Raw genomic sequence first — 25,588 nt, 5'->3', positions numbered from 1 at the left:
TGTCAATAAATTCTAAATTTTCTGTAATGTAACGTTGACAACTAGGGCAGTAAAACTGCCGACGAGGCACTTCTAAAGTAAGGATTCAGGTCTTTGATTGGGGAATAAGAGAAGGCATAAATAAGTCACAAGAATGGGCCGAAATAGCCTCACGGAAAAAAGTCATTGCGCTTTTACCTTGAAACCGACAAGTCTGAATCACGGATAACAAATCAGCAGTTTGTTCAAACCGAGACATTGACCGGGAACCGCCAGATACCTTACGTTTAGTCACAGCTAGTCGCAAAGAACGTTCTGCCAAATTATTATCAGGAGGAATGTCCGGATGGTCTAAAAAATACCACCATTGATGTGCTTTCTCACGCAACGAGCGCAATAACAGTCCAGCAGCATGACCAACATGACCTTGCCAAGTATTTAACAATTCGGCCAACCTGGTCTTAAAGTCCCTCGCCCAAGTATGATAATCGAGTTCTTCAGGGTATTCACGCCATTTTCGATGTTGTCGAAATGCCTCATCAATTAATTCTAAGAACGCAGAGGCGACGACAGTATTGTTACCGTGACTAAGAAGAAGAACTTTCTTAAAATGTCGCCGTAGATGGGCTAGACATTTCTGCTGTGCTCCAACGAGCACACCGTTGTATACGCTAAAATCATCAGAACTCAACACTCCAGCAAACTCCGAACCCAGCATTGTTTCTAATTCGGCTCGACTACGAGTGTCTGCCGCATGGAATAGACAAAAATTTTTACCTGTCGCTGTCCATAACCATTCTTTGACTCCCTTGACACACCACGGAGTTTCATCCACATGGACATTAGCTTGTAACGGTGCCCATTTCCATAAGTCTTCAACGGCGGGCTTTATAGAATCGGCTACCCGCGCATTTGTCGCTTGTAATGTCCCTATGCCAATTTCAATTCCACCTAATTCTCGAAGAAATTCTTGTTGCTTGGAATAGGATATGTGCCCATAATTACCTAGCCATACCAATAATGCTTGTAGAGCGATACTCAAATCTTGTCCTGGCACTATACCCGGTGAGACGAGTCCAATCACTATGGCTCCACATTCATTACACTGACATTTGGCTCGTTGATATTCCACTAATTCAATTGGTCTATCTACTAAGCACGCTACCTGCTGCTTACTATAACCAATAATGTCACTTAATTCTCTGCTACCACAATGCTCACAAGACTCTGGAGTGCTGATTTCATATCTATCTACTCGCCCAAACCCTTTTCGGGTTTTGCCGATATGTCCAGGCTGCCCTCCTGGTTTACGCTTTGGTTGGGACTCTGACTCTTTTGAGTTATCAACTTTGGCTGTCTCTGATTTCTGTATGAGATCGCTCGATGGTGGTTTCGATGATGTTTTACTATTGCTGGGCTGTCTCTCTTTGAGCTTTTCGACCTCTTCTTGTAGTTTTTCAATCAGCTTCTGTTGGGTCAGCACAATTTTGAGCAGTTCCTCACGGCTCAACTGGTCAACTATTTCCCTTTTCAGTGCTAATAACTCTGATTTTTCGCTCATCTGACTACACTACCATATTTCTCCGCTCTGAATGAACTATTTTTCACCTGAATCCTTACCTTCTAAATACACACTCGCGACCGAAAACTGACAAATCCCTGACTAATGTAGGTCGATTTTGATGCAGTTCTTCTGTATAATTATTACAGTGAGGACACACTATTTCTGAGGCTAAAGCCCTCAATCGAAAGTAAATTTGTCCTTCAATTTGAGTGCAAGTTTCAACCTTGACTCCAGGCAAGTCTAATAAATAGTCTAAATGAAAGCTCATTACTCTAACTGTATTGGTTGAGCTATTTTACACCATAAACTCAGGAGAGCCGTCAATGACTTCAAAAGCAGTAGCTAAAAACTATCTTAGTGCAAAACAAATAGAGCAACTGCAATAAGCATTAAAAGAGGAACAAAAAGGAAATATTAGAGGAAAAATCATGTTCTTGTTATTGCTAAATAACCGAAATAATCAAGTTAAAGTTGCTAATTTTTTGGGTTGCACCCTAAATAAGGTGTTTCATTCGTGTATTAAGGGATATCCAGAGAATCTAGACACGTACTACTATTTTCTGTCCGAAGAGAGTCTAGTGAAGCAATCTCAAACCCTTGAGTTAACGCCCTTGATTGCGTAAGTCCTGAATATATTGCTCATGGGCTTTTTAAACTAATTGAAGAGTTATAGTATTTATTAAATCGCCTCTAAAATGAAGGATAGTTAAATACTGGACTTGAGACGAAGCGCACTTAATGCGCGGTTAGTCCAAACTCCAGTAGTAAGCTATCGCCTTTCAGCGAACACGCTAATTATTGTGATCGCACTTCTTCTCCTCCCTTGTTCGCAGCATTCTGTGAATTATAATTATAGCGATCGAGTTTTTGAAATGCTATTTAACTTAATCAAGGCACATCCTCATACTCAGCAGAGATTAGATACTGAAAATTTATACTAGCCACCTCTAGACAGTCCCCCTCACGGTAGAAAGAAAAACCCCAACTTCCTGCCACATCGCGACGGTAGCAATCCAGATTCATCCGTTGTTGACCAAGTAATACATATTCTTGTATAGTTAAGAGCGATCGATAATCCGCAAATTAATCTCCTGTGTCAAACGCCTCACTTGTGGGAGATAAGACTTCCACTTTATATAATGTAATGTTAATTACCAATAAAAATGCTTGGTAGTAAGGAGTTTAATCTTTATTGACTAATATCTTCCCAATTCAGGACAGAAGTCCTCACTACCAACTTGATAATTTTTCTGCCACAATTTTTCGCTACAAATTTGATGATTTAGAGACACAATTCCTGACTTATTAATAGGCGATCGCCAATCATTAGACTTTTTGCAAAAATAGATAATATCTGCGTTCATTTGCGTTTATCTGCGGTTAAAAACAGAAAATATCGAACTCTTGCAAAAAGTCTAACCACTAATCTTACTTAGTCTTGTCCAAACTCCGCGACTCCAACCAAATAGGAATTGCAATCCAAGCAACTGCTAACAGCAAAGCAAATACCGCAAATTGAGCAGCCCAAGCTACCAATTTCTCTAAAGACACAACTTGTCCCAAGAAGTAGGATAAACTTACCATTACAGATGCCCAGCTTGCAGCACCCAGAACATTGAACAGGGAAAATTTCCAAAAAGGCATTTCTGCAATACCCGCTAGGGGGCTAGCAAAAATTCGTAGCAATGCGATAAAACGGCCCAAAAATACGGCCTTAGCTGCATTTTTGCTAAACTGTTCTTTTAAGTCAAACAGTTTTTCTTCTCGAAAACGGAAAAATTGTCCCAGCTTCAGCAGCAGTGGCCAGCCACCGTACCTGCCGATCGCATAACCAAGGTTTCCGCCCACAGTCGCACCAGCGATCGCACTGCCGAGTACAAACCAGTAATTCAGTTCCCCGCTGCCAGCTAAAAACCCGCCAGCAATCGTAATAGTCTCGCCTGGAAGAGGAACACCCAGATTTTCCAGCAAAATTCCCAGAAATACTGCCCAGTAGCCGTAATCACGCGCAAACTGCTGAATAGTCTCTAACGATAAAAACTCAAAAGACATTCGATACTGCCTTCGTAAACTTTTGCAAAGCTCTATACATTTATATATTGGCTCGATTCAGCCAATAGTGCAATCTTTCGCTGTGATGAAGAACACACTGTTGTCGCGATCGCTGGTCCAACTAAAAATTAGCCTTTCAGGCATACTAGAGGAATAGAGAATTGTTGCGGTTGCCTTCCGCGCGATCGCTAGCCAGTTTCTTACTAAATTTATCACAACGGCTCTTCCCACCGATTCCCACAAGGTCGATCGCGCATCCTAAAACCTTAGCTGAAATCCCCTGAGTCTCTCAAGAGAGTCAGCAACTAAACTAACTTATTCATACTTTACGATCGTAGGATAACTGCTATGGAATTTCCCAACTTCAACCCACCCATCGTCCTTCAACCTCACAACTGCCTCGACTCCCAAGCCGGCAGCCTCCTCCAGCAACAGCTAGCCGAGATTGTGCCCGATCGCCACAAACTCTGGGTAATAGACATGGCCGCCGTAGATTTCATCGACAGTTCCGGGATCTGCGCCTTAGTCGGGGGACTCAACGCCGCCCGCCACCGGGGATGCCGCCTCGTCATCTGCAACCTCTCAGCCACAGTCAAGCTAATTTTTGAAATTACTCAACTCGACCAACTCTTTGAAATCTTCGACAGTTTCGAGCAAGTTATCTCCACTGAAACTCCGGCTTTAGTTGCTTGATTAAAATGAGATCCCGAGTTTAAATCTCAAGTTTGCAAGAGACTTCAAGCAACCGCAGAGCTAATTTGCATATCATAAATAGGTTTATTTGTCAAGCAATACCAATGACAAACAAATAAATCCGGCACTTGAACGCCGACAGAAGCGATCGCAGGTGCAGCCGGAAAAGGCCAAAGTCGATCAAAACAAATCCTTTCCCCTACAAACCCGAACTGCATCAAATAAGTCGCCGGGGGCGCATTTAATAGATTCAGCAAACGGTAAGCCAACTCATACAACTGCTGTCGCCAAACATCCGACAAATGCACCGGTTGAGAGTAACTAAACTCGCCAGACTGCTTGTCAGGTTCCCCACCGATCACCTCAGCATACAGTGGCCCCTTTGCCGTCAACACCACAGGCAGCCAAAAATTGCCACCACCGACGGGAAAAAGCAACTCCTGGGACACTCGATCGCGCGCCGCCGAAACATTGCCACAAAATCGAAACACATCTTGAGCCGGAAAAACCAGATTTTCTGGCACATCCAGCGTCAAAGGACAAAAGATCGCCTCACCCGGAGCGATCGCGCCCGAATTGAGTTCCGAAACCTCACAGATATTGACTTCACTTAAAGGATGAGATTGAGCGATCGCCGCCTTGAGACTTGCGGCCGGATCATTCTCACCACCCGCGACAATCAAAACCTTAGACATTGCCAAAGCTCGGCATTTGAATTCCCCGATCGTCCTCAGCATCGACGCTCGGCAGATCCAAGCCCTTAGCCTTGCGACTCCGCACAGCGAGACGGTAAGTTACGCTTTGCAACTCAGTGTGCAACTGGCGGTTTTCCTTTTGCAGTTGCTCCAACTTTTCCTTAATCGGCTCGATGCGCTCGGCAAATTTCTGGCGGTAAACCCCCGGCAATTCCTGAACCACCTGTTCCAGCATCCGAGAGCGATCCGTCAATTCTTGCACCGACTGCCGCAGTTGGTAAACCTCAGCATCCCGCTCTGCGATTTGTTCCTGATAAAAACTCACCTGTTCTTCAACAGCTTGGAGTTGTTCCCGCATTGCCTGCATTTGAGCTTGGTGGCGATCGGAAACTTCCGGCGCCGGCACAAAACTAGAATTGCCCTTCACCAGCCTGAAAAGTTCTTGAGACAACTGCTGCACCAATTGGTCGCGCATTTGCAGCTCTTCGGTAAGACGAGATACCTCTGATTGCAATTCTTTTGAGCTTACAAGTTTAGTTTGATTCACGATGACTCTCAGGTTTTGTTATATAATGTGTTTCTCTTTAAAAATATCTTTCCCTTACCGCAGAGGCAAGAGGCACTTCAAAAGTTTTGAACCCATTAGGCTAAATCGAGCCAGCGGCCCAATCTCAAGGGTAAAGCTCAGTCTAACTCAAATCAGGCATCCACGTCATCACTTTAGTTTCTTGCTATAGAGACAGGTAAAATCCTAGGTTTTTTGTCAATCAACCAGGTTTCTTAGCTTTTTCTGAGAATAGTGCAAGAACTCAGGTGTAACCAATCACAGCCGCAAGCACTTGGCCAGCTTCGTCCACGGTGCTGCCAAAACAGATAATGCCATCCTCGTGACCAGCCATCGCCAGAATTTTGCGCTCTGCTAAATTCTCCTCCTCAAAAAGTCTAAACATTTCTAAGGCCATCTGAGGAGTGCCGTAAGGTATTTCTTTTCTAGTAGTAGGAATCTTAAACAGCAGTTGCTGCCATAGTTTAGGATTGTGGACATGAATTATCCCGCCCACATCCTCTCTCTGAAGGTACAGGGCCCCGTGAGTGAGGGACTCCGACGAAGCTTGTACGGGGCCCCGGCAGCCGAGGAAATTTTGTTCTAAGTTAAATTCGGTAACAGTACAGTAGAATTCTGGTCCTAGAGTCTTCAAGTGTGCAGTCTGGGTTCCCGAAATCACGAATTGGCAAGAATTTCCTAGTCGGACACTGACGTTGCCAAACCCTATGCCATTTTCGTAGACGCCAATTAATCCCCAAGCGTGGAGCCGATCGCGCCAGTCCATCAAATCTGCTATGTTCCGGGCAGCTACAGGGTCTGCTTCTTCCCAGTCACAGCGGTATTTAACGACTCCTTCATCCATTTTTTTGTATAATCAGACACGACTCTGACAGGACAGACATGGCCCAAGCTGAGACTTAATCGAAGTTGTCAAGAAGTTGTCAAACAGCTTTTTTTGCCTGCTGCCTTATGTCTCGGTGCATAAGTGCCTTAACTAATCTACATTCCAGTGTCGCCGTAATTAGCGACCGACATTAGCAAAAAGTAAGCTAGGAAAGTTGAACCAATTATTCCAAAAATCATGGTTTAGCCTCTAGGTGATTACAAAAGTTCAATATGAAAATGTACGCTTTCAGTCTGGGAGTTTTATTCTAGGATTTTGCCCGATCTAGTTTCTGATGTGAAACTACATAACGTCCCTGAATCGGTTATTGCTCTACACTACCGCATTTTTACTGACTTGAGTTAGACCTTAAGAAAGATTTAAGGATAAAGTACCTCTTAATCCGGTAAGTCCGGTAAAAAGCAACCGTACATTTACTGATTTTTAATAATTATACATATATTTAAGCAAAAAGCAAGCGGAACAAAAAAAATATTTTTTAGCCTGTCTGGGAGGAATTGGCACAATCTTCGGGTGCTCTACGTTAGTCCACACCTCTGTCGATCGAGTAATTTTTAGCTCCGGGGCATCCTACAAGCTAAGAAACCGGGTTGAGGGTAATATCATGTCGGGTAAAATCATCGCAATGCCAGTTCGCATCGGCGGGTTTACCAAAATCTGTAGTAGTAGTATAAGTTATAGATCCCGTCAAACCGCGCCTACCTAGAGGGGGATAGTCGATCGACCGAACCTGATATAAGTCCTATTAAGAAAAAAACAAGCCGATCGAGCAGTGATGGCCCGATCGGCTAAATTTTTCTGTGAAGCGCGATCGCTCACAGCCCTTTAAATGTGGAAGTGATACAAGATGCTGCCGTCGTCTTTAATTTCGCAATTGGCATTAAAAACTTCAGCTTGTTGGTTCAAAAAACGCTGAGCGACATCCGGCGACAGCCGCGTTTCCATCGCAAACCGCACCAGAGTTATTTCGCCGCGGCCTTCTTTGATCAGTCGGTACAAAGCACTTTGGAGCCTTTCGCTCTCTTCTCGCTGAAAAGCTGCTTTGTACCTCCAATCTGCCACCGAAGGAATCAAACCCCGGCTGACTAAAATCGCCAACAGCAAACCAATTCCCAAAATCAGAGGCACTGTCGGATCGCTCGTGGGCGTCGCCACAATTTGCGGCACTGTAGCGGCGGCCAAACTGCTGACCATTTCTTTTTCCGAAGCTTGCGTATCCGCCATTGCAAGCTGAGTTTTGTTGTAAAAGTCTTGCTGAAGCTTCATTTGCTGCAACAGCCGAGCGCGTTCTCTTTCGTATTGGTCGAGTTTTTGCTGAGCTTGTTTCAGGTCTTGAGTGACTTGTGCCAAGCGTTGGTTGAGCGACTGATTGACTGATTGCCACCGATATCTGTTAATCAGGCGGCTTTTTTCCACCATGCCCTTCATCAACATATCCGCCGTTTGGATTGCTTGCTCCTGATCGAGCGAGCGATACCCAACAACAATTTCTAGGGGTTGTTCCGGCTTAGAAATTTTGACACTAGCATTTTGTCGAACTTGCTGGGGCGACAGCTTAACTGCATCTGCCACTGCTTTGACCACATTATCTGCTAGGAGAACCTCCGGGGTGAGTTGCTCTCCCTGCTTGAGAATTGTCGTGCCTGTGGTCGAAAATTTGACTGGCGGATTATTAGAAGTGAGAGTGCCTTGAGCCATGAATCCGGGGGGCGGGGCGAGGCGGTAGGCCAGGGCGCCTGAAATACCCATAATTACAGCAAAACTGCCTAAGGCAATCCATCTGTATTGATGTGCTGAAGATCTAAAACGTAAATTTCCCATTTTGATAGTCAAGTCATAACATTCGCTTGCCGCAGCTACTGCCAAACGCAAGAGCGATCGTTTCTTTCTGGTTAGTCAAATTGACTGCTGAAAATTTTCTCAGTTTGTACCTAAAAGCTATTAGCTTTTGAGAGTTGTCAATATTCATGCTCCGAAAAAACCGATCGCGCTTTTATTTGATCCGAGCTATAACTTCAGTTTTTGTCCTTAATAATTAATCTGTAACAAGGCTTCTGGAAGTCTACTGGCCTCAGACTAGCACTCAGGCGTGCGAGATCCTCGCCTCCCCGTGTTTGTTGACATTCAAAACAGTCTCCTTTTCACCCTTGGCAATCCTCCAATTATCTTACGTCTTGGCGTCTTGCGGACGCGGTTGAAGAATAAAAAAAACCTTAAATACTTTGCCTAAAAACTTAACAAGCAAGAATTATACCATGCAGTTAAGAGTTTGCTGCATATTAAAAAAAATTGTGGATCTGGGCGCAAGACCAGATCCACATATTCACATAACAATTATGGTTCGATCGGTTGATGGTTCGATCGAGCCTCAGAAACAAATGTTCAGAAGCCGATCGGCAAAATCAGACCTTCGCGGGCCATGACAGCCTTCGGGAAAGCGATTTGCACATCTTCGGCGATGCGATCGAGAAAATCGTCAGTGTGAGCCGGATCATGGTGAAAAATCACCACTCGTTTCACCCGCGCCTCCTTAGCCATTCTCACCGCTTCCTGCCAAGTCGAGTGTCCCCAACCCACCTTCGGAGACTTGGGGTTGTGATATTCCTCGTCTGTGTACATCGCGTCGTAAATCAGCACATCAGCGTCGAGGGCTAAATTGTAGACATTCTCATCTAGCCGATCGGGAAAATGTTCAGTATCCGAACAATAAACAACAGATCGTCCCTGCCAAGTCACCCGATATCCCATAGCAGTATTCGGGTGATTCAAAGAACCAGTCCTAATCTCAATATCGTCCAGCATCATCGTCTGGTTGTGATTGAGTTCGTAGAAATTCAAATCTGCCTGCAAACCCATCAGTGGCACCGGCGAATTCGAGTGGAGCACCCGTTCTACGAAGTGCCTTTTCATGCAATCTCCATCCGGCGGAGTCGCCCCGTAAATATCAAAGCTATTGCCGCGGATGAAAGCTGGGGCGAACAGCGGGAAACCTTGAATGTGATCCCAGTGATAGTGAGTAAAAAACATATAAGCTTGTACGGGCATTTCTTGCAGCAACTGGTCTCCCAGCATCCGCAAGCCTGTTCCGCCGTCAAAAATCAAGCGTTTGCCAGCGACTCGCATTTCCAAACAAGAAGTATTGCCGCCGTAGCGAACAGTTTCCTGTCCGGGTGTCGGAACACTGCCCCGCACGCCCCAGAACTGTACTACAAAATCATCTATACCTTTTATTGATTCGGAGGGTTGAGGGCAATCAACGGGAGTTGCCGCTACAGAGGACAAGCTGATTTCCATTTTAAAATTCAGGCTTTAAGGTTCCACATTGTCCGTGATGGCGCAGCAGATGGTCGCACAACACTAAAGCTACCATCGCTTCCACCATTGGCACAGCTCTTGGCAAAACGCAAGGGTCGTGCCGTCCCTTGGCAGCCAGCAGCGTTTCTTCGCCTTCTCGGGTAACGGTGCGCTGCTGCTGGCGAATGGTCGCAGTCGGCTTGAATGCCGCCCGCAAAATGATATTTTCGCCGTTAGCAATCCCACCCTGAATTCCGCCAGAGCGATTCGTCACTGTACGAATTACACCCTTATCATCAGTATAGTATTCATCATTATGTTCGCTGCCCTTGAGCAGAGTCCCGGCAAACCCGGAACCAATTTCAAAGCCTTTGCTGGCGGGCAAAGACATGATGGCTTTGGCCAAGTCGGCTTCGAGTTTGTCGAATACGGGCATTCCCAGCCCTTTGGGTACATTGCGGGCGACGCATTCGACTACACCGCCGATCGAATCTCCACTGTCGCGAACTTTTTCGATCAGTTCAATCATTCTTTCGGCACATTCGGCATCTGGACAGCGGACGATGTTGCTTTCTACTTGCTCTAAGGTAACAGTGTCCGGGTCGGCGACACATTCTAAGTCTTTGATGCGTTTGACGTAGCCGACTATTTCGACTCCTGCTGCTTGTTTGAGAATTTTTTTAGCGATCGCCCCTGCTGCTACTCTACCAATTGTCTCTCTCGCCGAACTTCGACCTCCGCCTTGCCAGTTACGAATTCCGTACTTGGCATCGTAGGTAGCGTCAGCGTGGGAAGGGCGGTAAGTTGTCGCCATTTCGCCGTAATCTTGGGGCCGAGTGTCTTGATTGCGGACTAAAATTGCGATCGGCGTTCCCAAAGTTTTGCCTTCAAACACCCCCGACAGAATTTCGCAGGTATCTGCTTCTTTGCGAGGTGTGGTAATTTTGCTTTGGCCAGGGCGGCGGCGATCGAGTTCGGCTTGAATTTCCGATGCGTCGATCGACACTAGGGGCGGGCAACCGTCAATTACTACTCCCACACCGCCGCCGTGAGATTCCCCAAATGTCGAGATCCGAAATAAATGCCCAAAGGTATTGCCCATTATGCTTTGCCCTGAAACTTGATAATTTTTAGCTTAAATGGAATAGAGATTTACTGTATTTCTGAAAAATATACCATTGACGAGTAGGCGACAGGCGATCGCCTCACAGCATCACTCCCTTCCCACCCCTAGAAGAATATCTACCAGGGAGAGAGGGAGAGACCGAGAATAGGAGATATCTGGAAACACACTTAAATTCATCCGTGTAGCCGTGTCCGAATCCGTGTTGTGGCTTCCTTCTTCTTTAGTCTTCGTGTTCTTCAAAAGGATCTCTCAATTCCTTAGCGGGAGGGCCGAAAGCCGTGTAGATCGAGAAACCGGTGATGGCCACCAGACACACACCGAGAGAAATGCCGAGAACTGCTGCGGGTTCCATATTTTTGATCGATTATGAGTGCTCCACTCTATAATATTACAAAAAATAACAATCCGTCTGAAAGTCTAGTGATTTTAGGCGCTGTACGGTATGGCAGTCAACCCCCACTCCCCGTTTTCCGAGTCCCCCTGCAGCATTTCTGAGAAATTGCGATCGCAATTAGCGGTAGAAATATGTCAAACTTTTCTGTAGAGATTCATTGCAGGTGACTTATGGCACAACGGACTTGGTTAGGAGATATACTCAAACCCCTTAACTCGGAATACGGCAAGGTAGCCCCCGGCTGGGGAACCACGCTGTTGATGAGCGTTTTCATTGGACTGTTTTTCGTGTTCTTGTTGATTATTTTGCAAATCTACAACTCTTCTCTGATTCTGGAGAGTGTGGATATGGATTGGTCGAGCCTAGGCCGCTAAAAATTGATCACAAAACAGTAAGGCTAAAAGTAAAAGCTTAGGGTTTAGGAGAAAGGGTAAAAGCTAAGTTTTCCCGTTTTTCCTTACCCTTTTCGATTACTTTTGCCATAAATAAACAAGAAGTAACTAAACAAATTGCTGGAGAAAAAACATGAATATTTTTGGCATTGGTTTGCCCGAAATGGCCGTTATTTTTACGATCGCCCTATTGGTATTTGGTCCGAAAAAATTACCTGAAATCGGTCGGAGTATGGGGAAGGCAATTCGGGGCTTTCAAGATGCTTCGCGGGATTTTGAGTCGGAGTTCACGCGGGAAGCCAAGCAGTTAGAAGAAGCAGTAGCAACTAGCAGCAAACCGGAAACAGAAAAACTCACGGCGGCTACTCCCAAGGAAGATAGCACAGATAGTTAAATGAACAACACTCAGAAGTCGGAAACACCAGCGGAGTTAGTAATTCCCCAGCTAATAGTTGGGTTGGGAAATCCCGAACCTAAATACGATCGCACCCGACACAACATAGGCTTTAATGCTGTCGATGCCTTGGCTAAATCTTGGCAGATTTCCCTGTCGGAAAATCGCAAATTTCAAGGCATATTTGGCGAGGGAAACCGGCCGCAGGGACAGAAAATCCGCTTGCTGAAACCGCTTACTTACATGAATCTGTCGGGTCAAGCGATTCGGGCGGCGACGGATTGGTACAAAATACCTGCGGAGTCGGTATTAATAGTATACGACGATATGGATTTGCCGATCGGGAAATTGAGAATGCGGCTTGCCGGTTCGGCCGGCGGACACAACGGCATGAAATCGACAATTTCTCATTTGGGTACAGACAAATTTCCCCGCTTGCGGATTGGCATCGGCAAACCTCAAAACGATGCTGCTAAAAATGAGAAAGATACGATTTCCTTCGTTTTAGGAAAATTTTCCTCAGAGGAAAGTCAGTTAGTAGAGAAAGTGCTTAAACTGGTTGTAGAAGCTGTGGAACTGAGTCTGCACCAAGGAGTAGAAAAAGCCATGAGCCTTTACAATAGTCGCACAATTGCAGAAACAAACGCGGAAACAAAAAGGTGAGTTCGAGACGTTTGCCTGAAACAACTGCATATGTCCGGGTTACTGGCCAATCTTGGCAAAAAGGCACGATTGAGGGTGAAGTGACTGCCGGCAATTTTGAGTGGCAGTTTCAGTGGCGTTTTACGTCAGAAAAAACACTGATACTTGAGCCTTCTCAGGGTAGGGCATTGATTCAGGAACCGCTGCACCGTTTCCTGGAAAAATGGGATTATCAATTAGAACCTGGTGGGGATTATTCGTTTACGGTTCGGGCTCAGTTTTAATATTCATATTTATTTGGGAATAACTCTTGACATTTTATGCTAAATCTGGCATAATAGAATTGTAAGCACAAACAACAAACAACAGGAAGTCGTTCATGATCAAAAAACTATTGAGAAAATACTGTAAAAATGACACAAATATTTGTCAAAGCGATTGTATGGATCGGAAGTTCTCTGAACGATCTTAAACAATTTCCTGAAGATGTACATGACATCATGGGCTATGCTCTGTATCTAGCACAAACAGGAGGAAAACACCAATCTGCTAAACCTCTCAAAGGGTTTGGAGGTGCAAAAGTTTTAGAAATTACCGATGACTATGATGGGGATACCTATCGAGCAGTTTACACGGTAAAGTTTGCAGATACAGTGTATGTTTTGCACGCTTTCCAGAAAAAGTCTAAAAAAGGAATTGCTACACCGCAACAAGATATTAAGTTAATCGAAGAAAGGCTAAAACGAGCTCAAGAACATTACGAAGAGTTCAAGAGTAAGTAAGAATGGAATTAGTAGTGATAAGATGTGCTTATATTTCTAAAGAAACTGGAAATAGACGGCTTCTTATCACTACTTTTTCAGGAATAACTAAGACCTGCTAAAAAAGGGGAAAATCATGAGTAAGGAGATGGATATTCAAGTTAGTAGTGGCAATATATTTGCTGATTTGGGTATGCCTAATTCTGATGAAATGCTGATGAAGGCTGAATTGGTACGCCAGATAACTGAAATCGTTCGTCAAAGGAAACTGAATCAACTTCAAGCAGCAGAAGTATTAGGAATTGACCAGCCAAAGGTGTCAGCGTTGATGAGAGGAAAGCTGACAGGTTTTTCCACAGAAAGGTTGTTTCGATTTTTAAATGCGTTAGGGTGCGATGTGCAAATTGTGGTGAAGCAAAAGCTCGAATCGCCCGCGGTCGCAAGAATTAGTGTTGTTAGCATCTGAGTATCTGAATAGTCACTTTTTTGTATGATTCACCTTCTTTGCATTCACTTTGATAAATCGGCGGTTTGTGAGCAAATCAGGTGGCGTCGCTTCTCGGTAAGCCCCGCAATAATACATTGTCAAAACAGCTTTGTAAGCCCAGTGATAAGAAGGTACATCGGTAAAAGGAGTGGGCAGGGTTTCAACCTGATTCTGCACGCAAGCAGGGAGAATTTGTTCTGGCGTTGCCTGCATCTGAGTTTTAAAGTCTTGGTAATGGGAAATTGGGAAAAGGTAATGGGGAATGCAAACTTTCTCTAGTAGTATCTCCCGATTCCAGTAATTCTTTAATTAAAGCAGGTGGCGTCGCTTCTCGGTAAGCCCCGCAATAATACATTGTCAAAACAGCTTTGTAAGCCCAGTGATTGGAAGGTACATCGCTAAAAGGATTTGGCAGGGTTTCAGCCTGATTCTGCACGCAAGCATTGAGAATTTGTTCTCGCGCTGGCTGCACTTGAACTAAAGAGTTATTTTGCTTTATTTGTGCAGGATTTTGCGCCTGTGCGGGAGATGAACAACAGGCACTAACTAGCAGTATAATTGTGGAAACGATTCTGAGTTTAAGCATCTAATTTCTTCTTGTGCGACAATATATCCTAACTTCCACTGCATTCCCTGAAAACTATGCTGGGTCGTACCCTCCGCCATCGTTATCAAATTATCAAATTCTTGGGGAAAGGCGGTTTTGGCCACACCTACCTTGCAAAAGATTTAGACTTACCCGGACATCCGCAGTGCGTTGTCAAACATCTTAAACCAAAAGATCCCAATCCCGACCATTTACTAATTGCCAAAGGCTTATTCGACAAAGAAGCCGAAACGCTGCATAAATTGGGTAAGCTACACGACCAAATCCCCAGCCTTTCCGCCCACTTTGAGGAAAATGGCGAATTTTATTTGGTGCAAGATTTTATCGAAGGACATGACCTTACCAAAGAACTGATTCTCGGTAAAAAATCAAGCGAATCCCATACTATTAAATTATTGCACGATATCTTAGAAGTTTTAGCCATTGTTCATCAGCAAAATGTGATTCATCGCGACTTGAAACCTGCTAATTTAATGCGCCGCGATGATGGTAAAATTATCTTGATTGATTTCGGGGCGGTCAAAGAAATTGGCACGATGGTTGTTAATGCTCAAGGACAAACTAGCTTCACCGTTGGCATTGGTACTTCGGGTTATATGCCCAGCGAACAAGCGAACGGCAAACCTAAACTGTGTAGCGATATTTATGCAGTGGGGATGATTGGGATTCAAGCATTGACTGGTCAACCTCCTGATACCTTACCAGAAGATCCGCAGACAGGAGAAGTTATTTGGCGAAATCGGGCGCAACTTAGCAATAACTTAGGGAATATTTTAGATAAAATGGTGCGCGACCATTTCAGTCAGCGCTATCAAAATGCAGGGGAAGCATTACAAGCAATTTTATCTTTGTCGCGGCCTTCCCCGCCACCACCACCGCCACCACCGCCACCGACACCAACGGTGTATCAAAGTTTGGGGAACAAATCGCCTCAACCTGTAAAAGTATTGTCAAATTCCCTAAAAACAGTTCAATTTGAAACGGTGACAGTGAATTCAAAGGGGCAAATCATCAAGCGCAGCCAAAGTCAAGCACAGGTTTTTACAGAAACTATCGCCAATGGCGTTACTTTAGAAATGGTTTCTATCCCCAAAGGCAACTTCAAAATGGGTGCACCTGCAAGTGAAGCAGAAAGCGATGACTATGAAAGACCTCAACATCAGGTGACAATCAAACCGTTTCTGATGGGGAAATACCCGATTACTCAAGCACAGTGGGCAGCAGTAGCTAATCTGCCCAAAATTCAGTATGACCTTAATCCTGACCCTTCTCGCTTCAAGGGTAAAAACCTGCCTGTAGAAAAGGTTTCTTGGAATGATGCTGTTGAATTTTGTGCCAGATTATCTCAGAAGACGGGTAGAACCTATCGCCTTCCTAGTGAGGCGGAGTGGGAATATGCTTGTCGGGCTGGGACAACTACTCCATTTCATTTTGGGGACACAGTTACCCCGGATTTAGTTAATTATGACGGGAATTCTTCCTACGGTTCTGCACCGAAGGGAATCTATCGTGAAAAAACAACTGTTGTGGGTAGTTTTCCACCCAATAGCTTTGGACTTTATGATATGCACGGGAATGTCTGGGAATGGTGTCAAGATATTTACCACGATAATTATAACGGTGCGCCGACTGATGGAAGTGCCTGGGAAAGTGGTGGAGATAGTAATTACCTGGTGCTGCGTGGTGGTTCCTGGGACAACCATGCGGTCTATTGCCGTTGTGCCCTTCGTTACTTCAACTCGGCGGACAGCAGGTGGTGGCGCGGGGGTTTTCGCGTTGCGGTTGCGTCGGTTTCTTCCTCGTCCTAGTTTTCCCCGCGAGGACTCTTCTTTGCTATTTTGCCCTTTTGCCCTTTACTCTTTTGTCTTTTTCACTTTTTTGGTCGCCTCTGGTGACTCGATTTTTTTTTGCACTCGTGGATGCACTCCCGACAAAGAAACCGGGTTTTTTACTTAATCTGTGGAGTACAGCGAAGGATATCCTCAAAAAACCCGGTTTCTGGCCACCTGTGCGTAAGTTCTGTTTGGGAAAATCACTGTCATTGTGTCAATGCTTTCTGTATAGACAAGTCTGCTGAAATAGTCTGGTTTATTTACGGAGGAGTTGGTGCTGATTTAGGATGGGTTCCAGCGTAGTAAACTAATTTTTTTTGTCAGATTCACGGCACAACAGATTATAATTAGAAATATTGATTTTTCTCACGAATAGTCGCATAGGAGATTTACAAAATGAATAACCTATTAGAAGAAACTTTTGCCACCATCTCTCAACTACCCGAAGCCGAACAAAATGCCATAGCATCCTTAATTTTAGACAAGATATCAGCACCAAGAGTCGCGCCTTTCCTCATTTCCAAATCAGACATCGAAACCCTAGAAAAATCATACATTTTCCGAGACAAAACAGAAGTCATTGACTTTATTAACAAATATCCGTTTTTACTTCCCGTTTTGCTAGAAGCACCCGTCCAGATTAGCAATTATTTTCCCGAACAAAAACTATTACTTCAAGTCATCAATGACACCGAAATTCCTAACTATGTTCATCTGGTTCTCTCAATCATCTTGACAGACCTCGATCCCGATGAAGCAATGGATAGAGAAGATGAATTGCGTAAAAATTGGTCTAGGGGATTATCCCATGAAATTCGGGAGCATTTTTATACGATTTTGGAATATACTGATGAGTTTTGATTGGTCGCAATACCTAAATTTAGCAAAAGAACTTGCTGGTCAAGCAACTATTCCTGCTGAACAGGAGGCGCGATTGAGGGATGCTATCAGTCGTTCCTATTATGCTGCTTTTATCTTAGCGCGGAACTATTTGCGAGATAAACAAGGTCATTCCCTGCCAAAAACTAGCGATATTCACCGCTATGTTTGGCAAGAATTTGATATTAATCCTGACTCAAGATATCAATTAATCGCCGATAATTTAGCAGTGCTGCGCCGATATCGAAATCAAGCAGACTATGACGATAATTTTCCCTTATTATCTGCGATTGCTACTATTGCGATCAAGCGTTCTCAAGAAATAATTTATAACCTAAATAATCTCTAAATATCAATTTAATCTGATAATGCCTTTGCTAAAACAGCATTAGTTGTAGGGTGTGTCGCCTGCGATAAATTCCTAACTAAATACCAACAATCTCATAGCGACGCACCTGATGGATATATTACAAACCTTTGGAATGTTCAGACATTTTTCGCATTCCCACAGCCAAGACACTCAAAAACAACAGCCCGATCGCCCCAGCTAGCGGATTGCCGTTAACTCCTGTCACCCACTGGGGAACAGATGCCGAATATCGCACTAACTGCCCGATGTTAATTATGTAATATCCCCAGACTAAACCTGCATGAAGCCCGATCGACAAACCGAGGCGATTTTGGCGCGATCTTTTTCCCCAAACCAGAATCAAACCCAGCAGCAACAACCCCGGAAACTGCGGCCAACTCCCCAGCATAGCCGCCACAGGTTTGATAAAATGAGATAGGGCAAACACCAGGCTATTCACCCACAGAGATATTCTATAATTGTAATCCCGCTGCAACTCGTCCAGCAACCAACCACGGAATACCAACTCCTCCGCAAAACCGACTCCAAGGGCGCTTAACAGCCCTTCTGCGATGATTCTCGGCAAATTATCAGAATTTTGCCACGCGACTAAGCCGAACAGCCCTTGCACCGCAAATAAGCTGAAAGTGAGCAAAAGCCCGCTCGCCAATCCGATTAAAAGCTCAAAACCGTTTTTTCGCGTATTGATTAAACCGTAACTTTTGAGTAATTGGGTTTGTCCGTAAACCTGTTTCCCCCAGCGCGGCACTAGGAACAGAAACTCAGTAAACAACAATCCCATTGTCAGAATAGTTGCTAGGTTACTATCTTTAACTAAGAGATAAATTGGTGCTGCTAGCGGCAGCCAAATTGCTAGCAAGATTAATAGGAAAATTATTACACGTAAAGGAAATGGATAACTGGCTATTATTTGGAGGCGGTTAATCATTGTTGTAAATTAAACAGGTTTTACATGAGATATGTAGGGAGACAGCAATGCTGTGTCCCTACCCAGATTCTAAACGCACCATTGCCGTACTCCTAATGTACAAAGCAGACGGAAAAAGCTAGAATGGCATGGTATGGGTTGAAACTTTAAGTAAAGCAAAGCTATAACCTCAGGTAACAATGACTGAAGCCTCCGATTTTTCAAATGTCGATCGCGAATTAGATGACACAATTTTAAGCTTCGCAGACATTCAGGCAGAACTCAACCTGCGCCACGCTAAAGATGCTCTGCGAGATATAGTAGAAAATCTCGACTTGACAGTTCAAGAGCGAACTGGACTAGAACCGGAAATTGGCGGGTTGGAGAAAATGCTCGACAAGCTAGAGCGCGCTTGCGTGCAAATAGCTGTGTTTGGGATGGTGGGAAGGGGAAAATCTTCGGTTTTGAACGCGCTGCTAGGTCAAAATGTGTTTGAAACTGGCCCGACTCACGGGGTGACTCGCACCACGACTATCGGCCAGTGGGATGTCGGAGAGGGAATTGATGAGAATTTGCCCGATGGCTTACGCCCCGCTACGCTACGACTTTCGCCAGTTATTTACCGTTTGTCGCAAGTAGAATTAATCGACACTCCAGGAATAGATGAAGTTGACGGCGAAACTCGCGAACTTTTAGCCCGCCGCGTTGCTAAACAAGCAGATTTGATTTTGTTTGTAGTTGCTGGCGACATTACAAAGGTGGAATACGCAGCACTTTCGCAGTTGCGGGAAGCCGGAAAACCGATGTTATTAGTGTTTAATAAAATTGACCAGTATCCTGATGCAGACAGGCTGGCAATTTATCATAAAATTCGAGACGATCGCGTGAGAGAATTGTTGTCTCCCGATGAAATTGTGATGGCGGCGGCTTCGCCTTTGACGGCGAGGGCGGTGCGCCGTCCCGACGGAAGTATGGGCGTGCAAATGACTCGCAGTTTGCCACAAGTGCAAGATTTAAAATTAAAGATTTTGGAGATTTTAGACCGAGAAGGCAAATCTTTGGTCGCGCTGAATACGATGCTCTGTGCGGGGGATATTAACGAGCAGTTGGTGCAGCGAAAAATGGAGATTCGAGATAACGCGGCTAATCGAATTATCTGGAATGCGGTAATGACTAAAGCTGTGGCGATCGCACTTAATCCAATTACTGTAGTTGATATTCTTAGCGGTGCGGTAATTGATGTGGTGATGATCTTAACTTTATCTAAAGTTTACGGCATTGCGATGACGGAAGCGGGCGCGGTGGAATTGCTGCAAAAGATTGCGATTAGTATGGGGGGAATTACTGCGGGGGAATTGTTGGCTAATTTTGGTTTGAGTTCTTTGAAAGGATTGTTGGGTTTGGCGACGCCGGCGACGGGGGGTTTGGCTTTAGGGCCTTATTTGTCTGTGGCGGTAACGCAAGCTGCGATCGCGGGCGTTTCTTCCTACGGTATCGGTCAAGTTACTAAGGCTTATTTGGCTAATGGTGCTTCTTGGGGAGATGATGGACCAAAGGCTGTGGTGAGCAAGATTTTGTCTTCTTTGGATGAGGATTCTATTTTAAATCGGATTAAGGAGGAGTTGCGGGCTAAGTTGGATTTGGGAAGTGTGGAAAAACAGAAATTTCAGTGAGAAGCAGCAAAAAAAAAGAAGGCACGAGACGGATTTTGACACGGATACACGGATTAATTATCGACCGTGAGTAGTTATTTGTTATTTATTATTTGTGAGGAACTACCGATGCCCGATGCCCGATGCCCGATGCCCAATTCCTAATATTATGTTATTAACTATCTCTACAACCCGCGTCCCTGCTACAGATTTGGGTTATTTGCTGCACAAACATCCCGATCGCTATCAATGCTTTCCGATGACTTTCGGGCAAGCCAGCGTGTTTTATCCAGAGGCAAATGCAGAAAGGTGTACGGCGGCTTTACTGTTAGATGTCGATCCGGTTGGTTTGGTGCGGGGCAAGTCGAAATCGGGCGATCGCCCTCTCGAACAATACGTGAACGATCGCCCCTACGTTGCCTCTTCGTTTCTGTCTGTCGCCCTCGCCAAAGTCTTTAGTACAGCTCTATCCGGTCGCTGCAAAGACCGCCCAGAACTCGCAGAAACAGCTATTCCTTTGACAGTTAATCTAGCGGTTTTGCCCTGTCGCGGTGGCGAGAAGTTCCTGCGGCAAATGTTTGAGCCGCTTGGCTATCAAGTCGCAGCAAAACCCCTGATTCTTGACGAGCAATTTCCCGAGTGGGGCGCGAGTCCTTACTTTTCTGTGGAACTGCAAAATACAGTTCGTTTGGCGGATTTGTTAAGCCATCTTTACGTGCTAATTCCCGTGTTGGATGACGACAAACATTATTGGGTGGGCGATGATGAAATCGAGAAGTTATTGCATCACGGCGAAGGTTGGTTGAACGCGCATCCCGCCCGCGAACAAATTGCCAACCGCTATCTGAAACGCCAGCGCCGTCTGACGCGAATTGCTGTGGCACAGTTAGCAGAAGAAGATAATATAGACCCTGAGGAACTCGAAGTTTCTCATCAGCAAGAAGAGGAAGTTTTAGAACAGCGAATTAGCTTGAATCAAGAGCGTTTGGAAGCTGTGACGGAGGTTTTAAAGCAAAGTGGTGCTAAGCGAGTGGTAGATTTGGGCTGCGGTGAGGGAAAACTGCTGAAATTGCTTTTGAAAGAAAGCTCGATCGAACAAATTACAGGCGTCGATGTGTCCTTTCGTGCATTGTCCATTGCCAGGGAACGTTTGCAGATAGATCGATTGTCTCCCGCACAGCAATCTCGGATTCAACTAATTCAAAGTTCGCTGATTTATCGGGACAGCCGCTTGACTGGTTTTGATGCGGCGGCGGTAATTGAAGTGATTGAACATCTGGATTTAGAACGGTTAGCTGCTTTTGAGCGGGTTTTGTTTGAATTTATCCGACCCAAAAGTGCGATCGTCACAACTCCAAATATTGAATATAATGTTCGGTTTGAAAACTTGCCTGCGGGCAAATTTCGCCACCGAGATCACCGCTTTGAGTGGACAAGGGCCGAATTTCAAACTTGGGCGAATGGGGTTGCCGAACGGTTTGGCTGTGGGGTTGAGTTTCGTTGTGTGGGAACTGAAGATTTAGAAGTAGGTTCGCCTACGCAAATGGCAATATTCGCCGCTTGAAAATAATCCCGACAGTCTGTTTGTGCTTACAATATAGTTAAACTTGGAAAAATGCAGGCTTCAGCTATGAGTAAATCTATTCAAACCCAGATCGTTGAAATTGACAATTCTCAGGGCATTCACATTCCCAAATCTTTGTTAGAGCAAATTGGTATTAGCGAAGCAGTAGAAATCGAAGTTCACGGCGATCGGATCGTCATTCGTGCAGCCCAAAAACCGGGTGCCGATTGGTACGTCATTGGTTCAGCCCAAAAACCGCCTGCCGGTTGGATCGTCATTGGTGCAGCCCCAAAACCGCGTGCCGGCTGGGAGGAAGCGTTCGCAAAAATGGCAGAGCAACATGATGATGTCCTTCTTGATGATGTCACCACTACGGAGTGGGAGGAGCTTGAGTGGCAATGGTAGTCAAACGTTTTGATGTTTTTCGAGTTAACCTTGATCCCACTGTTGGCAGTGAAATTCAGAAACCTAGACCTTGTTTGGTGATTTCACCAGATGAGATGAACAAGCGCATTGCCACTGTCATCATTGCTCCAATGACAACGAAGGGGCGACCATATCCCAGCCGTATAGATTGTCATTTTCAAGGCAAAGATGGGCAAATCGTCCTCGATCAAATTCGGACTGTTGACAAAAATCGATTAGTTAAATATCTCGGTCAAATCAGCGCTGACGAACAAAAAGCAGTTTTAGATAGTTTGGTAGAGATGTTTGCTGAATAAGAATATTAAATCAAAATTACGCTTCCAGAACTATCCCTAGTCGTTCTCATCGGTGCATAACTGGTTCCCAGGATATTCCTGGGAACCGATGTCCAGAGGCTCTGCCTCGCGAGGTTCGATGAGAATTCGAGGCAGAGCCTCTGGATCTGCGTTACCAGGAATATCCTGGGAACGAGTAACGAGTAAACGAGTAAAAAATCTATGTTATTAAACAATGAAAATTACGCTTCCAGAACTATCTTTAGTCGTTCTCATCGGTGCATCCGGTTCCGGCAAATCCACCTTTGCGCGGCAGCATTTCCTACCTACAGAAATCATTTCATCGGATTACTGCCGCGGTCTGGTTTCCGACGACGAAAACAATCAAGCGGCCACCGCTGATGCTTTTGAAGTATTGCATTTAATCGCTGCTAAACGTCTGGCTGCAGGTAAGCTAACTGTGATTGATGCCACCAACGTTCAGCCGGAAAGCCGCAAACCTTTGTTGGAATTAGCCCGAAAATACCATTGCTTTTTGGTTGCTATTGTGCTAGATTTACCAGAAAAATTGTGTGCCGATCGCAATCAACAACGTGCAAACCGCAATTTCGGAAATCATGTAATTCGCCGCCACATTCAGAATTTAAAGCGATCGCTCAAATCTCTAGATAGGGAAGGATTTCGGTACGTTTACGTCCTCCGTTCCCCAGAGGAAATCGACGGGGTGGAAATCGAGAGACAACCTTTGTGGAACAATCGCAAACACGACTGCGGCCCTTTTGACATCATCGGCGACGTTCACGGATGCTGCGACGAATTGGAACAATTGCTGCAACAGTTGGGCTATCAAATTATCGAAAAATCCAGCGAATCCGATTTGGGGAATTTTCCCACCTACGCGCACCCAGAAGGGCGTAAAGCCGTGTTTTTGGGCGATTTGGTCGATCGGGGCCCGCGCATTCTCGACACCCTCAAACTCGTGCGAAACATGGTATTCGCAGAAACAGCTTTGTGCGTGCCTGGAAATCACGACATTAAATTGCTGCGAAAACTCAACGGCAAAAATGTCAAAATCAACCACGGACTCGAACAAACCTTAGCAGAAATTGCCGCTTTACCCGATGAATTGCGCGAATCAGCAGTACGAGAAATTAGCCAATTTTTAGATAGTTTGATTGGGCATTACGTCCTCGATGGCGGAAAATTAGTCGTCGCCCACGCCGGGATGAAAGCTGAATTTCAGGGACGCGCATCGCGCCGCATTCGAGATTTCGCCTTGTACGGAGAAACAACTGGCGAAATCGATGAATTCGGCTTGCCCGTCCGCTACAATTGGGCCGCCGAATATCGAGGTCAGGCAGCGGTTGTTTACGGACACACCCCCGTTCCAGAAACAGAATGGTTGAACAATACTGTTGATATTGACACCGGCTGCGTTTTCGGGGGCAAACTAACAGCTTTGCGGTATCCCGAAAGAGAATTTGTCAGCATTCCTGCTGCTAGAATTTACTGCGAACCTGCCAAACCGATCCTCTTTCAATATAGCCCTACTCCACTTAACAATACAGACATTAATTCACCCGCGATCGATAGCGGTTTGGCGGCAGTGAATATCACCGCACAACAGCAGTTTGATGACGTACTGGACATTAGCGACGTACTCGGAAAACGCATTATTTCAACTCGCCTGCAAAGTAACATTACGATTAAAGAAGAAAATGCGATCGCAGCCCTAGAAGTAATGAGTCGGTTTGCCGCCAATCCCAAATGGCTGATTTATTTACCGCCCACAATGTCTCCCGCTGCTACCTCCAAAGAACCTGGACTTTTAGAACATCCAGCCGAAGCATTTAGCTACTACCAACAGCAGGGCATATCGACAGTTGTGTGCGAAGAAAAGCACATGGGTTCCCGTGCAGTTGCGATCGTGTGCCGCGACGCATCGGCAGCTTTACGCCGCTTTGGCATTCTCAGCGAGAGTATCGGCATTTGCTACACCCGCACGGGACGGCATTTTTTCGATAATTCTACCTTAGAAAGAGAATTTTTAGCGCGGGTAAATGTCGCTCTCACGGCGAGCAATTTTTGGGATAATTTTCAAACCGATTGGGTGTGTTTGGACTGCGAATTAATGCCTTGGTCAGCCAAAGCTCAAGGTTTATTGAAAGAGCAATACGCCGCCGTGGGAACAGCATCTCGTCACGGGTTTGCGGAGGCGATTAAGAACTTAGAACAGGCAAGCCAGCGGGGAGTTGAAATTAATTCTTTGCTGACTAGCTATCAAGAGCGAGCCGAACTAGCCGATCGTTATGTTCGTGCCTATCAGCGCTACTGCTGGCCAGTGAAATCGCTCTTGGACCTCAAATTAGCGCCTTTCCACATCTTGGCAACCGAGGGAACAGTTCACACTGACAAAAATCACTGTTGGCACATGGAACAAATTTCACAAATTTGTAAAGCTGACCCTGAATTTCTGTTAGCTACTGAATACAAAATAGTTGAAATTGCCGATTTTGACAGCAGAGCCGGAGGGATTCAATGGTGGGAAAAAATGACGGCGGCGGGAGGTGAAGGAATGGTTGTTAAACCAATGGATTTTATTGTGAAAAATAGCAAAGGACTCGTACAGCCTGCGGTAAAATGTCGCGGTAAAGAGTATTTGCGGATTATTTATGGTCTGGAATATTCTTTGCCGGAACATTTAGAGAAATTGCGATCGCGCGGACTTTCCGGCAAGCGTTCTTTGGCGTTGCGAGAGTTTGCTCTGGGTGTAGAAGCATTGGAGAGATTTGTTGCGGGTGCTCCATTGAGACAAGTTCACGAGTGCGTTTTCGGAGTTTTAGCGATGGAGAGCGAACCTGTCGATCCGAGGCTGTAATCGGAAGGTAGAAAGCAGCCGAAAATCTCGACTTGACAGTAATCTGGCAGGGGTTTAAACCCCTGCCTCAAAGCTAAATTTGTCTGAAGACAATTTAACAAATTATTAGGATAATAACCAATTACCAATTACCAATTATTACTGTATCTTACTAACTCAGAAGTTATATAATTGGCACAGGTTGGGAGATTGCGGCAAATACAGCACTTCCGGATGTTATGAGGTACAATAGAATCGACTAAAAATAATATACCAATGAAAGCATACTCAGTAG

The 25,588-nt window shown here is 45.1% G+C and carries 27 protein-coding genes and 1 pseudogene; 15 read left to right on the top strand and 13 right to left on the bottom strand.

What is annotated here, in order from left to right:
* Positions 1–85 precede the first annotated feature (85 nt).
* The 3 genes and pseudogenes from tnpC to QUA04_RS21635 all read right to left on the bottom strand — a co-directional run bounded on the left by tnpC (position 86) and on the right by QUA04_RS21635 (position 3,595).
* Complete coding sequence (gene tnpC, locus QUA04_RS21645) at positions 86–1,540, bottom strand: IS66 family transposase (protein WP_333260496.1); 1,455 nt, start codon at positions 1,538–1,540, stop codon at positions 86–88.
* A gap of 76 nt (positions 1,541–1,616) precedes the next feature.
* Positions 1,617–1,811 (bottom strand): annotated as a pseudogene (locus tag QUA04_RS21640) (transposase family protein); the annotation flags it as partial.
* A 1,160-nt stretch (positions 1,812–2,971) separates the two neighbouring features.
* Positions 2,972–3,595, bottom strand: a complete 624-nt coding sequence (locus QUA04_RS21635) for a DedA family protein (protein ID WP_333260490.1) — start codon at positions 3,593–3,595, stop codon at positions 2,972–2,974.
* 348 nt (positions 3,596–3,943) lie between these two features.
* Between QUA04_RS21635 and QUA04_RS21630 the strand changes: the two genes are divergently transcribed.
* The gene (locus QUA04_RS21630; RefSeq protein ID WP_333260487.1) at positions 3,944–4,288 is read left to right on the top strand and encodes an STAS domain-containing protein; all 345 of its coding nucleotides are present in this window, start codon (positions 3,944–3,946) and stop codon (positions 4,286–4,288) included.
* A 44-nt stretch (positions 4,289–4,332) separates the two neighbouring features.
* Here QUA04_RS21630 and QUA04_RS21625 read toward each other — a convergent pair whose 3' ends face one another.
* The 7 genes from QUA04_RS21625 to psbN all read right to left on the bottom strand — a co-directional run bounded on the left by QUA04_RS21625 (position 4,333) and on the right by psbN (position 11,206).
* Positions 4,333–4,983, bottom strand: a complete 651-nt coding sequence (locus QUA04_RS21625) for a hypothetical protein (RefSeq protein WP_333260484.1) — start codon at positions 4,981–4,983, stop codon at positions 4,333–4,335.
* Positions 4,976–5,530, bottom strand: a complete 555-nt coding sequence (locus QUA04_RS21620) for an Npun_F5560 family protein (RefSeq protein ID WP_333260482.1) — start codon at positions 5,528–5,530, stop codon at positions 4,976–4,978. The genes QUA04_RS21625 and QUA04_RS21620 overlap by 8 nt, the downstream gene beginning before the upstream one ends.
* Before the next feature lie 262 nt (positions 5,531–5,792).
* A complete protein-coding gene (locus QUA04_RS21615; protein WP_333260479.1) occupies positions 5,793–6,392 on the bottom strand; it encodes a class II aldolase/adducin family protein in 600 nt (199 codons plus the stop codon).
* Positions 6,393–7,259: 867 nt separating this feature from the next.
* Positions 7,260–8,183 carry a hypothetical protein gene (locus QUA04_RS21610; protein WP_333156311.1) on the bottom strand — a complete coding sequence of 308 codons (924 nt, stop codon included), beginning with the start codon at positions 8,181–8,183 and terminating at the stop codon, positions 7,260–7,262.
* Between the two features lie 633 nt (positions 8,184–8,816).
* Positions 8,817–9,728: an MBL fold metallo-hydrolase gene (locus QUA04_RS21605; protein WP_333260477.1), complete on the bottom strand. Its 912-nt coding sequence runs from the start codon at positions 9,726–9,728 to the stop codon at positions 8,817–8,819.
* Position 9,729: 1 nt separating this feature from the next.
* Positions 9,730–10,830, bottom strand: coding sequence for a chorismate synthase (aroC, locus tag QUA04_RS21600; RefSeq protein ID WP_190659307.1), 1,101 nt, complete (start codon positions 10,828–10,830; stop codon positions 9,730–9,732).
* Between the two features lie 244 nt (positions 10,831–11,074).
* Complete coding sequence (gene psbN, locus QUA04_RS21595; protein WP_190742515.1) at positions 11,075–11,206, bottom strand: photosystem II reaction center protein PsbN; 132 nt, start codon at positions 11,204–11,206, stop codon at positions 11,075–11,077.
* Positions 11,207–11,418: 212 nt separating this feature from the next.
* Between psbN and psbH the strand changes: the two genes are divergently transcribed.
* From psbH to QUA04_RS21565, 6 genes are all read left to right on the top strand, one after another.
* Entirely contained in the window at positions 11,419–11,622 is a 204-nt protein-coding gene (psbH, locus tag QUA04_RS21590) for a photosystem II reaction center phosphoprotein PsbH (RefSeq protein WP_015176007.1), read from the top strand.
* Positions 11,623–11,773: 151 nt separating this feature from the next.
* Positions 11,774–12,034, top strand: coding sequence for a TatA/E family twin arginine-targeting protein translocase (locus QUA04_RS21585; protein ID WP_006633691.1), 261 nt, complete (start codon positions 11,774–11,776; stop codon positions 12,032–12,034).
* Positions 12,035–12,697 (top strand): aminoacyl-tRNA hydrolase, encoded by a 663-nt coding sequence (gene pth, locus QUA04_RS21580; RefSeq protein WP_333260472.1) that lies wholly within the window; start codon positions 12,035–12,037, stop codon positions 12,695–12,697.
* Positions 12,694–12,960: a DUF3146 family protein gene (locus QUA04_RS21575; protein ID WP_006633689.1), complete on the top strand. Its 267-nt coding sequence runs from the start codon at positions 12,694–12,696 to the stop codon at positions 12,958–12,960. The genes pth and QUA04_RS21575 overlap by 4 nt, the downstream gene beginning before the upstream one ends.
* Positions 12,961–13,089: 129 nt before the next feature.
* Complete coding sequence (locus QUA04_RS21570) at positions 13,090–13,458, top strand: type II toxin-antitoxin system RelE/ParE family toxin (RefSeq protein WP_333260469.1); 369 nt, start codon at positions 13,090–13,092, stop codon at positions 13,456–13,458.
* 115 nt (positions 13,459–13,573) lie between these two features.
* Positions 13,574–13,903, top strand: coding sequence for a helix-turn-helix transcriptional regulator (locus QUA04_RS21565; protein ID WP_333260465.1), 330 nt, complete (start codon positions 13,574–13,576; stop codon positions 13,901–13,903).
* 12 nt (positions 13,904–13,915) lie between these two features.
* On the opposite strand, the gene QUA04_RS21560 is transcribed toward QUA04_RS21565, so the two are convergent.
* On the bottom strand, positions 13,916–14,137 hold the full coding sequence (locus QUA04_RS21560) for a hypothetical protein (RefSeq protein WP_333260462.1): 222 nt from the start codon (positions 14,135–14,137) through the stop codon (positions 13,916–13,918).
* A 7-nt stretch (positions 14,138–14,144) separates the two neighbouring features.
* Positions 14,145–14,510 (bottom strand): S-layer protein, encoded by a 366-nt coding sequence (locus QUA04_RS21555; RefSeq protein WP_333260459.1) that lies wholly within the window; start codon positions 14,508–14,510, stop codon positions 14,145–14,147.
* 56 nt (positions 14,511–14,566) lie between these two features.
* On the opposite strand from QUA04_RS21555, the gene QUA04_RS21550 reads away from it, so the two are divergent.
* From QUA04_RS21550 to QUA04_RS21540, 3 genes are all read left to right on the top strand, one after another.
* Positions 14,567–16,339: a bifunctional serine/threonine-protein kinase/formylglycine-generating enzyme family protein gene (locus QUA04_RS21550; protein WP_333260457.1), complete on the top strand. Its 1,773-nt coding sequence runs from the start codon at positions 14,567–14,569 to the stop codon at positions 16,337–16,339.
* 420 nt (positions 16,340–16,759) lie between these two features.
* Complete coding sequence (locus QUA04_RS21545) at positions 16,760–17,224, top strand: hypothetical protein (RefSeq protein ID WP_333260454.1); 465 nt, start codon at positions 16,760–16,762, stop codon at positions 17,222–17,224.
* Positions 17,214–17,591, top strand: a complete 378-nt coding sequence (locus QUA04_RS21540; protein WP_190659296.1) for a HEPN domain-containing protein — start codon at positions 17,214–17,216, stop codon at positions 17,589–17,591. Before QUA04_RS21545 ends, QUA04_RS21540 begins: the two co-directional genes overlap by 11 nt.
* A gap of 118 nt (positions 17,592–17,709) precedes the next feature.
* Here the strand turns inward: QUA04_RS21540 and QUA04_RS21535 are convergent, their stop codons facing one another.
* Positions 17,710–18,540, bottom strand: coding sequence for a type II CAAX endopeptidase family protein (locus QUA04_RS21535; RefSeq protein ID WP_333260451.1), 831 nt, complete (start codon positions 18,538–18,540; stop codon positions 17,710–17,712).
* 179 nt (positions 18,541–18,719) lie between these two features.
* Between QUA04_RS21535 and QUA04_RS21530 the strand changes: the two genes are divergently transcribed.
* From QUA04_RS21530 to QUA04_RS21510, 5 genes are all read left to right on the top strand, one after another.
* A complete protein-coding gene (locus tag QUA04_RS21530) occupies positions 18,720–20,192 on the top strand; it encodes a GTP-binding protein (RefSeq protein WP_333260449.1) in 1,473 nt (490 codons plus the stop codon).
* A gap of 148 nt (positions 20,193–20,340) precedes the next feature.
* Positions 20,341–21,735 carry a 3' terminal RNA ribose 2'-O-methyltransferase Hen1 gene (locus QUA04_RS21525; RefSeq protein WP_333260445.1) on the top strand — a complete coding sequence of 465 codons (1,395 nt, stop codon included), beginning with the start codon at positions 20,341–20,343 and terminating at the stop codon, positions 21,733–21,735.
* A gap of 66 nt (positions 21,736–21,801) precedes the next feature.
* Positions 21,802–22,140, top strand: a complete 339-nt coding sequence (locus QUA04_RS21520; RefSeq protein WP_333260443.1) for an AbrB/MazE/SpoVT family DNA-binding domain-containing protein — start codon at positions 21,802–21,804, stop codon at positions 22,138–22,140.
* Positions 22,134–22,457, top strand: coding sequence for a type II toxin-antitoxin system PemK/MazF family toxin (locus QUA04_RS21515; RefSeq protein WP_333218184.1), 324 nt, complete (start codon positions 22,134–22,136; stop codon positions 22,455–22,457). The genes QUA04_RS21520 and QUA04_RS21515 overlap by 7 nt, the downstream gene beginning before the upstream one ends.
* A gap of 214 nt (positions 22,458–22,671) precedes the next feature.
* Positions 22,672–25,314, top strand: a complete 2,643-nt coding sequence (locus QUA04_RS21510) for a polynucleotide kinase-phosphatase (protein ID WP_333260439.1) — start codon at positions 22,672–22,674, stop codon at positions 25,312–25,314.
* Positions 25,315–25,588: the final 274 nt, after the last annotated feature.

The organism is Microcoleus sp. S13_C5, from assembly GCF_036700845.1.
GTDB lineage: Bacteria > Cyanobacteriota > Cyanobacteriia > Cyanobacteriales > Microcoleaceae > Microcoleus.
The sequence above is the reverse complement of the archived record's forward strand: the minus strand, read 5'-3'. Positions and strand labels throughout refer to the sequence as shown.

What these genes read in the sequence shown, in the direction of transcription:
- QUA04_RS21555 (WP_333260459.1), bottom strand. Translation starts at nt 14,510, where the DNA reads ATGCTTAAACTCAGAATCGTTTCCACAATTATACTGCTAGTTAGTGCC.
- tnpC (WP_333260496.1), bottom strand. Translation starts at nt 1,540, where the DNA reads ATGAGCGAAAAATCAGAGTTATTAGCACTGAAAAGGGAAATAGTTGAC.
- QUA04_RS21550 (WP_333260457.1), top strand. Translation starts at nt 14,567, where the DNA reads ATGCTGGGTCGTACCCTCCGCCATCGTTATCAAATTATCAAATTCTTG.
- QUA04_RS21540 (WP_190659296.1), top strand. Translation starts at nt 17,214, where the DNA reads ATGAGTTTTGATTGGTCGCAATACCTAAATTTAGCAAAAGAACTTGCT.
- QUA04_RS21545 (WP_333260454.1), top strand. Translation starts at nt 16,760, where the DNA reads ATGAATAACCTATTAGAAGAAACTTTTGCCACCATCTCTCAACTACCC.
- QUA04_RS21530 (WP_333260449.1), top strand. Translation starts at nt 18,720, where the DNA reads ATGACTGAAGCCTCCGATTTTTCAAATGTCGATCGCGAATTAGATGAC.
- QUA04_RS21585 (WP_006633691.1), top strand. Translation starts at nt 11,774, where the DNA reads ATGAATATTTTTGGCATTGGTTTGCCCGAAATGGCCGTTATTTTTACG.
- QUA04_RS21615 (WP_333260479.1), bottom strand. Translation starts at nt 6,392, where the DNA reads ATGGATGAAGGAGTCGTTAAATACCGCTGTGACTGGGAAGAAGCAGAC.
- QUA04_RS21565 (WP_333260465.1), top strand. Translation starts at nt 13,574, where the DNA reads ATGAGTAAGGAGATGGATATTCAAGTTAGTAGTGGCAATATATTTGCT.
- QUA04_RS21630 (WP_333260487.1), top strand. Translation starts at nt 3,944, where the DNA reads ATGGAATTTCCCAACTTCAACCCACCCATCGTCCTTCAACCTCACAAC.
- QUA04_RS21605 (WP_333260477.1), bottom strand. Translation starts at nt 9,728, where the DNA reads ATGGAAATCAGCTTGTCCTCTGTAGCGGCAACTCCCGTTGATTGCCCT.
- aroC (WP_190659307.1), bottom strand. Translation starts at nt 10,830, where the DNA reads ATGGGCAATACCTTTGGGCATTTATTTCGGATCTCGACATTTGGGGAA.
- QUA04_RS21610 (WP_333156311.1), bottom strand. Translation starts at nt 8,183, where the DNA reads ATGGGTATTTCAGGCGCCCTGGCCTACCGCCTCGCCCCGCCCCCCGGA.
- QUA04_RS21510 (WP_333260439.1), top strand. Translation starts at nt 22,672, where the DNA reads ATGAAAATTACGCTTCCAGAACTATCTTTAGTCGTTCTCATCGGTGCA.
- QUA04_RS21515 (WP_333218184.1), top strand. Translation starts at nt 22,134, where the DNA reads ATGGTAGTCAAACGTTTTGATGTTTTTCGAGTTAACCTTGATCCCACT.
- QUA04_RS21520 (WP_333260443.1), top strand. Translation starts at nt 21,802, where the DNA reads ATGAGTAAATCTATTCAAACCCAGATCGTTGAAATTGACAATTCTCAG.
- QUA04_RS21525 (WP_333260445.1), top strand. Translation starts at nt 20,341, where the DNA reads ATGTTATTAACTATCTCTACAACCCGCGTCCCTGCTACAGATTTGGGT.
- QUA04_RS21635 (WP_333260490.1), bottom strand. Translation starts at nt 3,595, where the DNA reads ATGTCTTTTGAGTTTTTATCGTTAGAGACTATTCAGCAGTTTGCGCGT.
- psbN (WP_190742515.1), bottom strand. Translation starts at nt 11,206, where the DNA reads ATGGAACCCGCAGCAGTTCTCGGCATTTCTCTCGGTGTGTGTCTGGTG.
- pth (WP_333260472.1), top strand. Translation starts at nt 12,035, where the DNA reads ATGAACAACACTCAGAAGTCGGAAACACCAGCGGAGTTAGTAATTCCC.
- QUA04_RS21570 (WP_333260469.1), top strand. Translation starts at nt 13,090, where the DNA reads ATGACACAAATATTTGTCAAAGCGATTGTATGGATCGGAAGTTCTCTG.
- QUA04_RS21625 (WP_333260484.1), bottom strand. Translation starts at nt 4,983, where the DNA reads ATGTCTAAGGTTTTGATTGTCGCGGGTGGTGAGAATGATCCGGCCGCA.
- psbH (WP_015176007.1), top strand. Translation starts at nt 11,419, where the DNA reads ATGGCACAACGGACTTGGTTAGGAGATATACTCAAACCCCTTAACTCG.
- QUA04_RS21560 (WP_333260462.1), bottom strand. Translation starts at nt 14,137, where the DNA reads ATGCAGGCAACGCCAGAACAAATTCTCCCTGCTTGCGTGCAGAATCAG.
- QUA04_RS21535 (WP_333260451.1), bottom strand. Translation starts at nt 18,540, where the DNA reads ATGATTAACCGCCTCCAAATAATAGCCAGTTATCCATTTCCTTTACGT.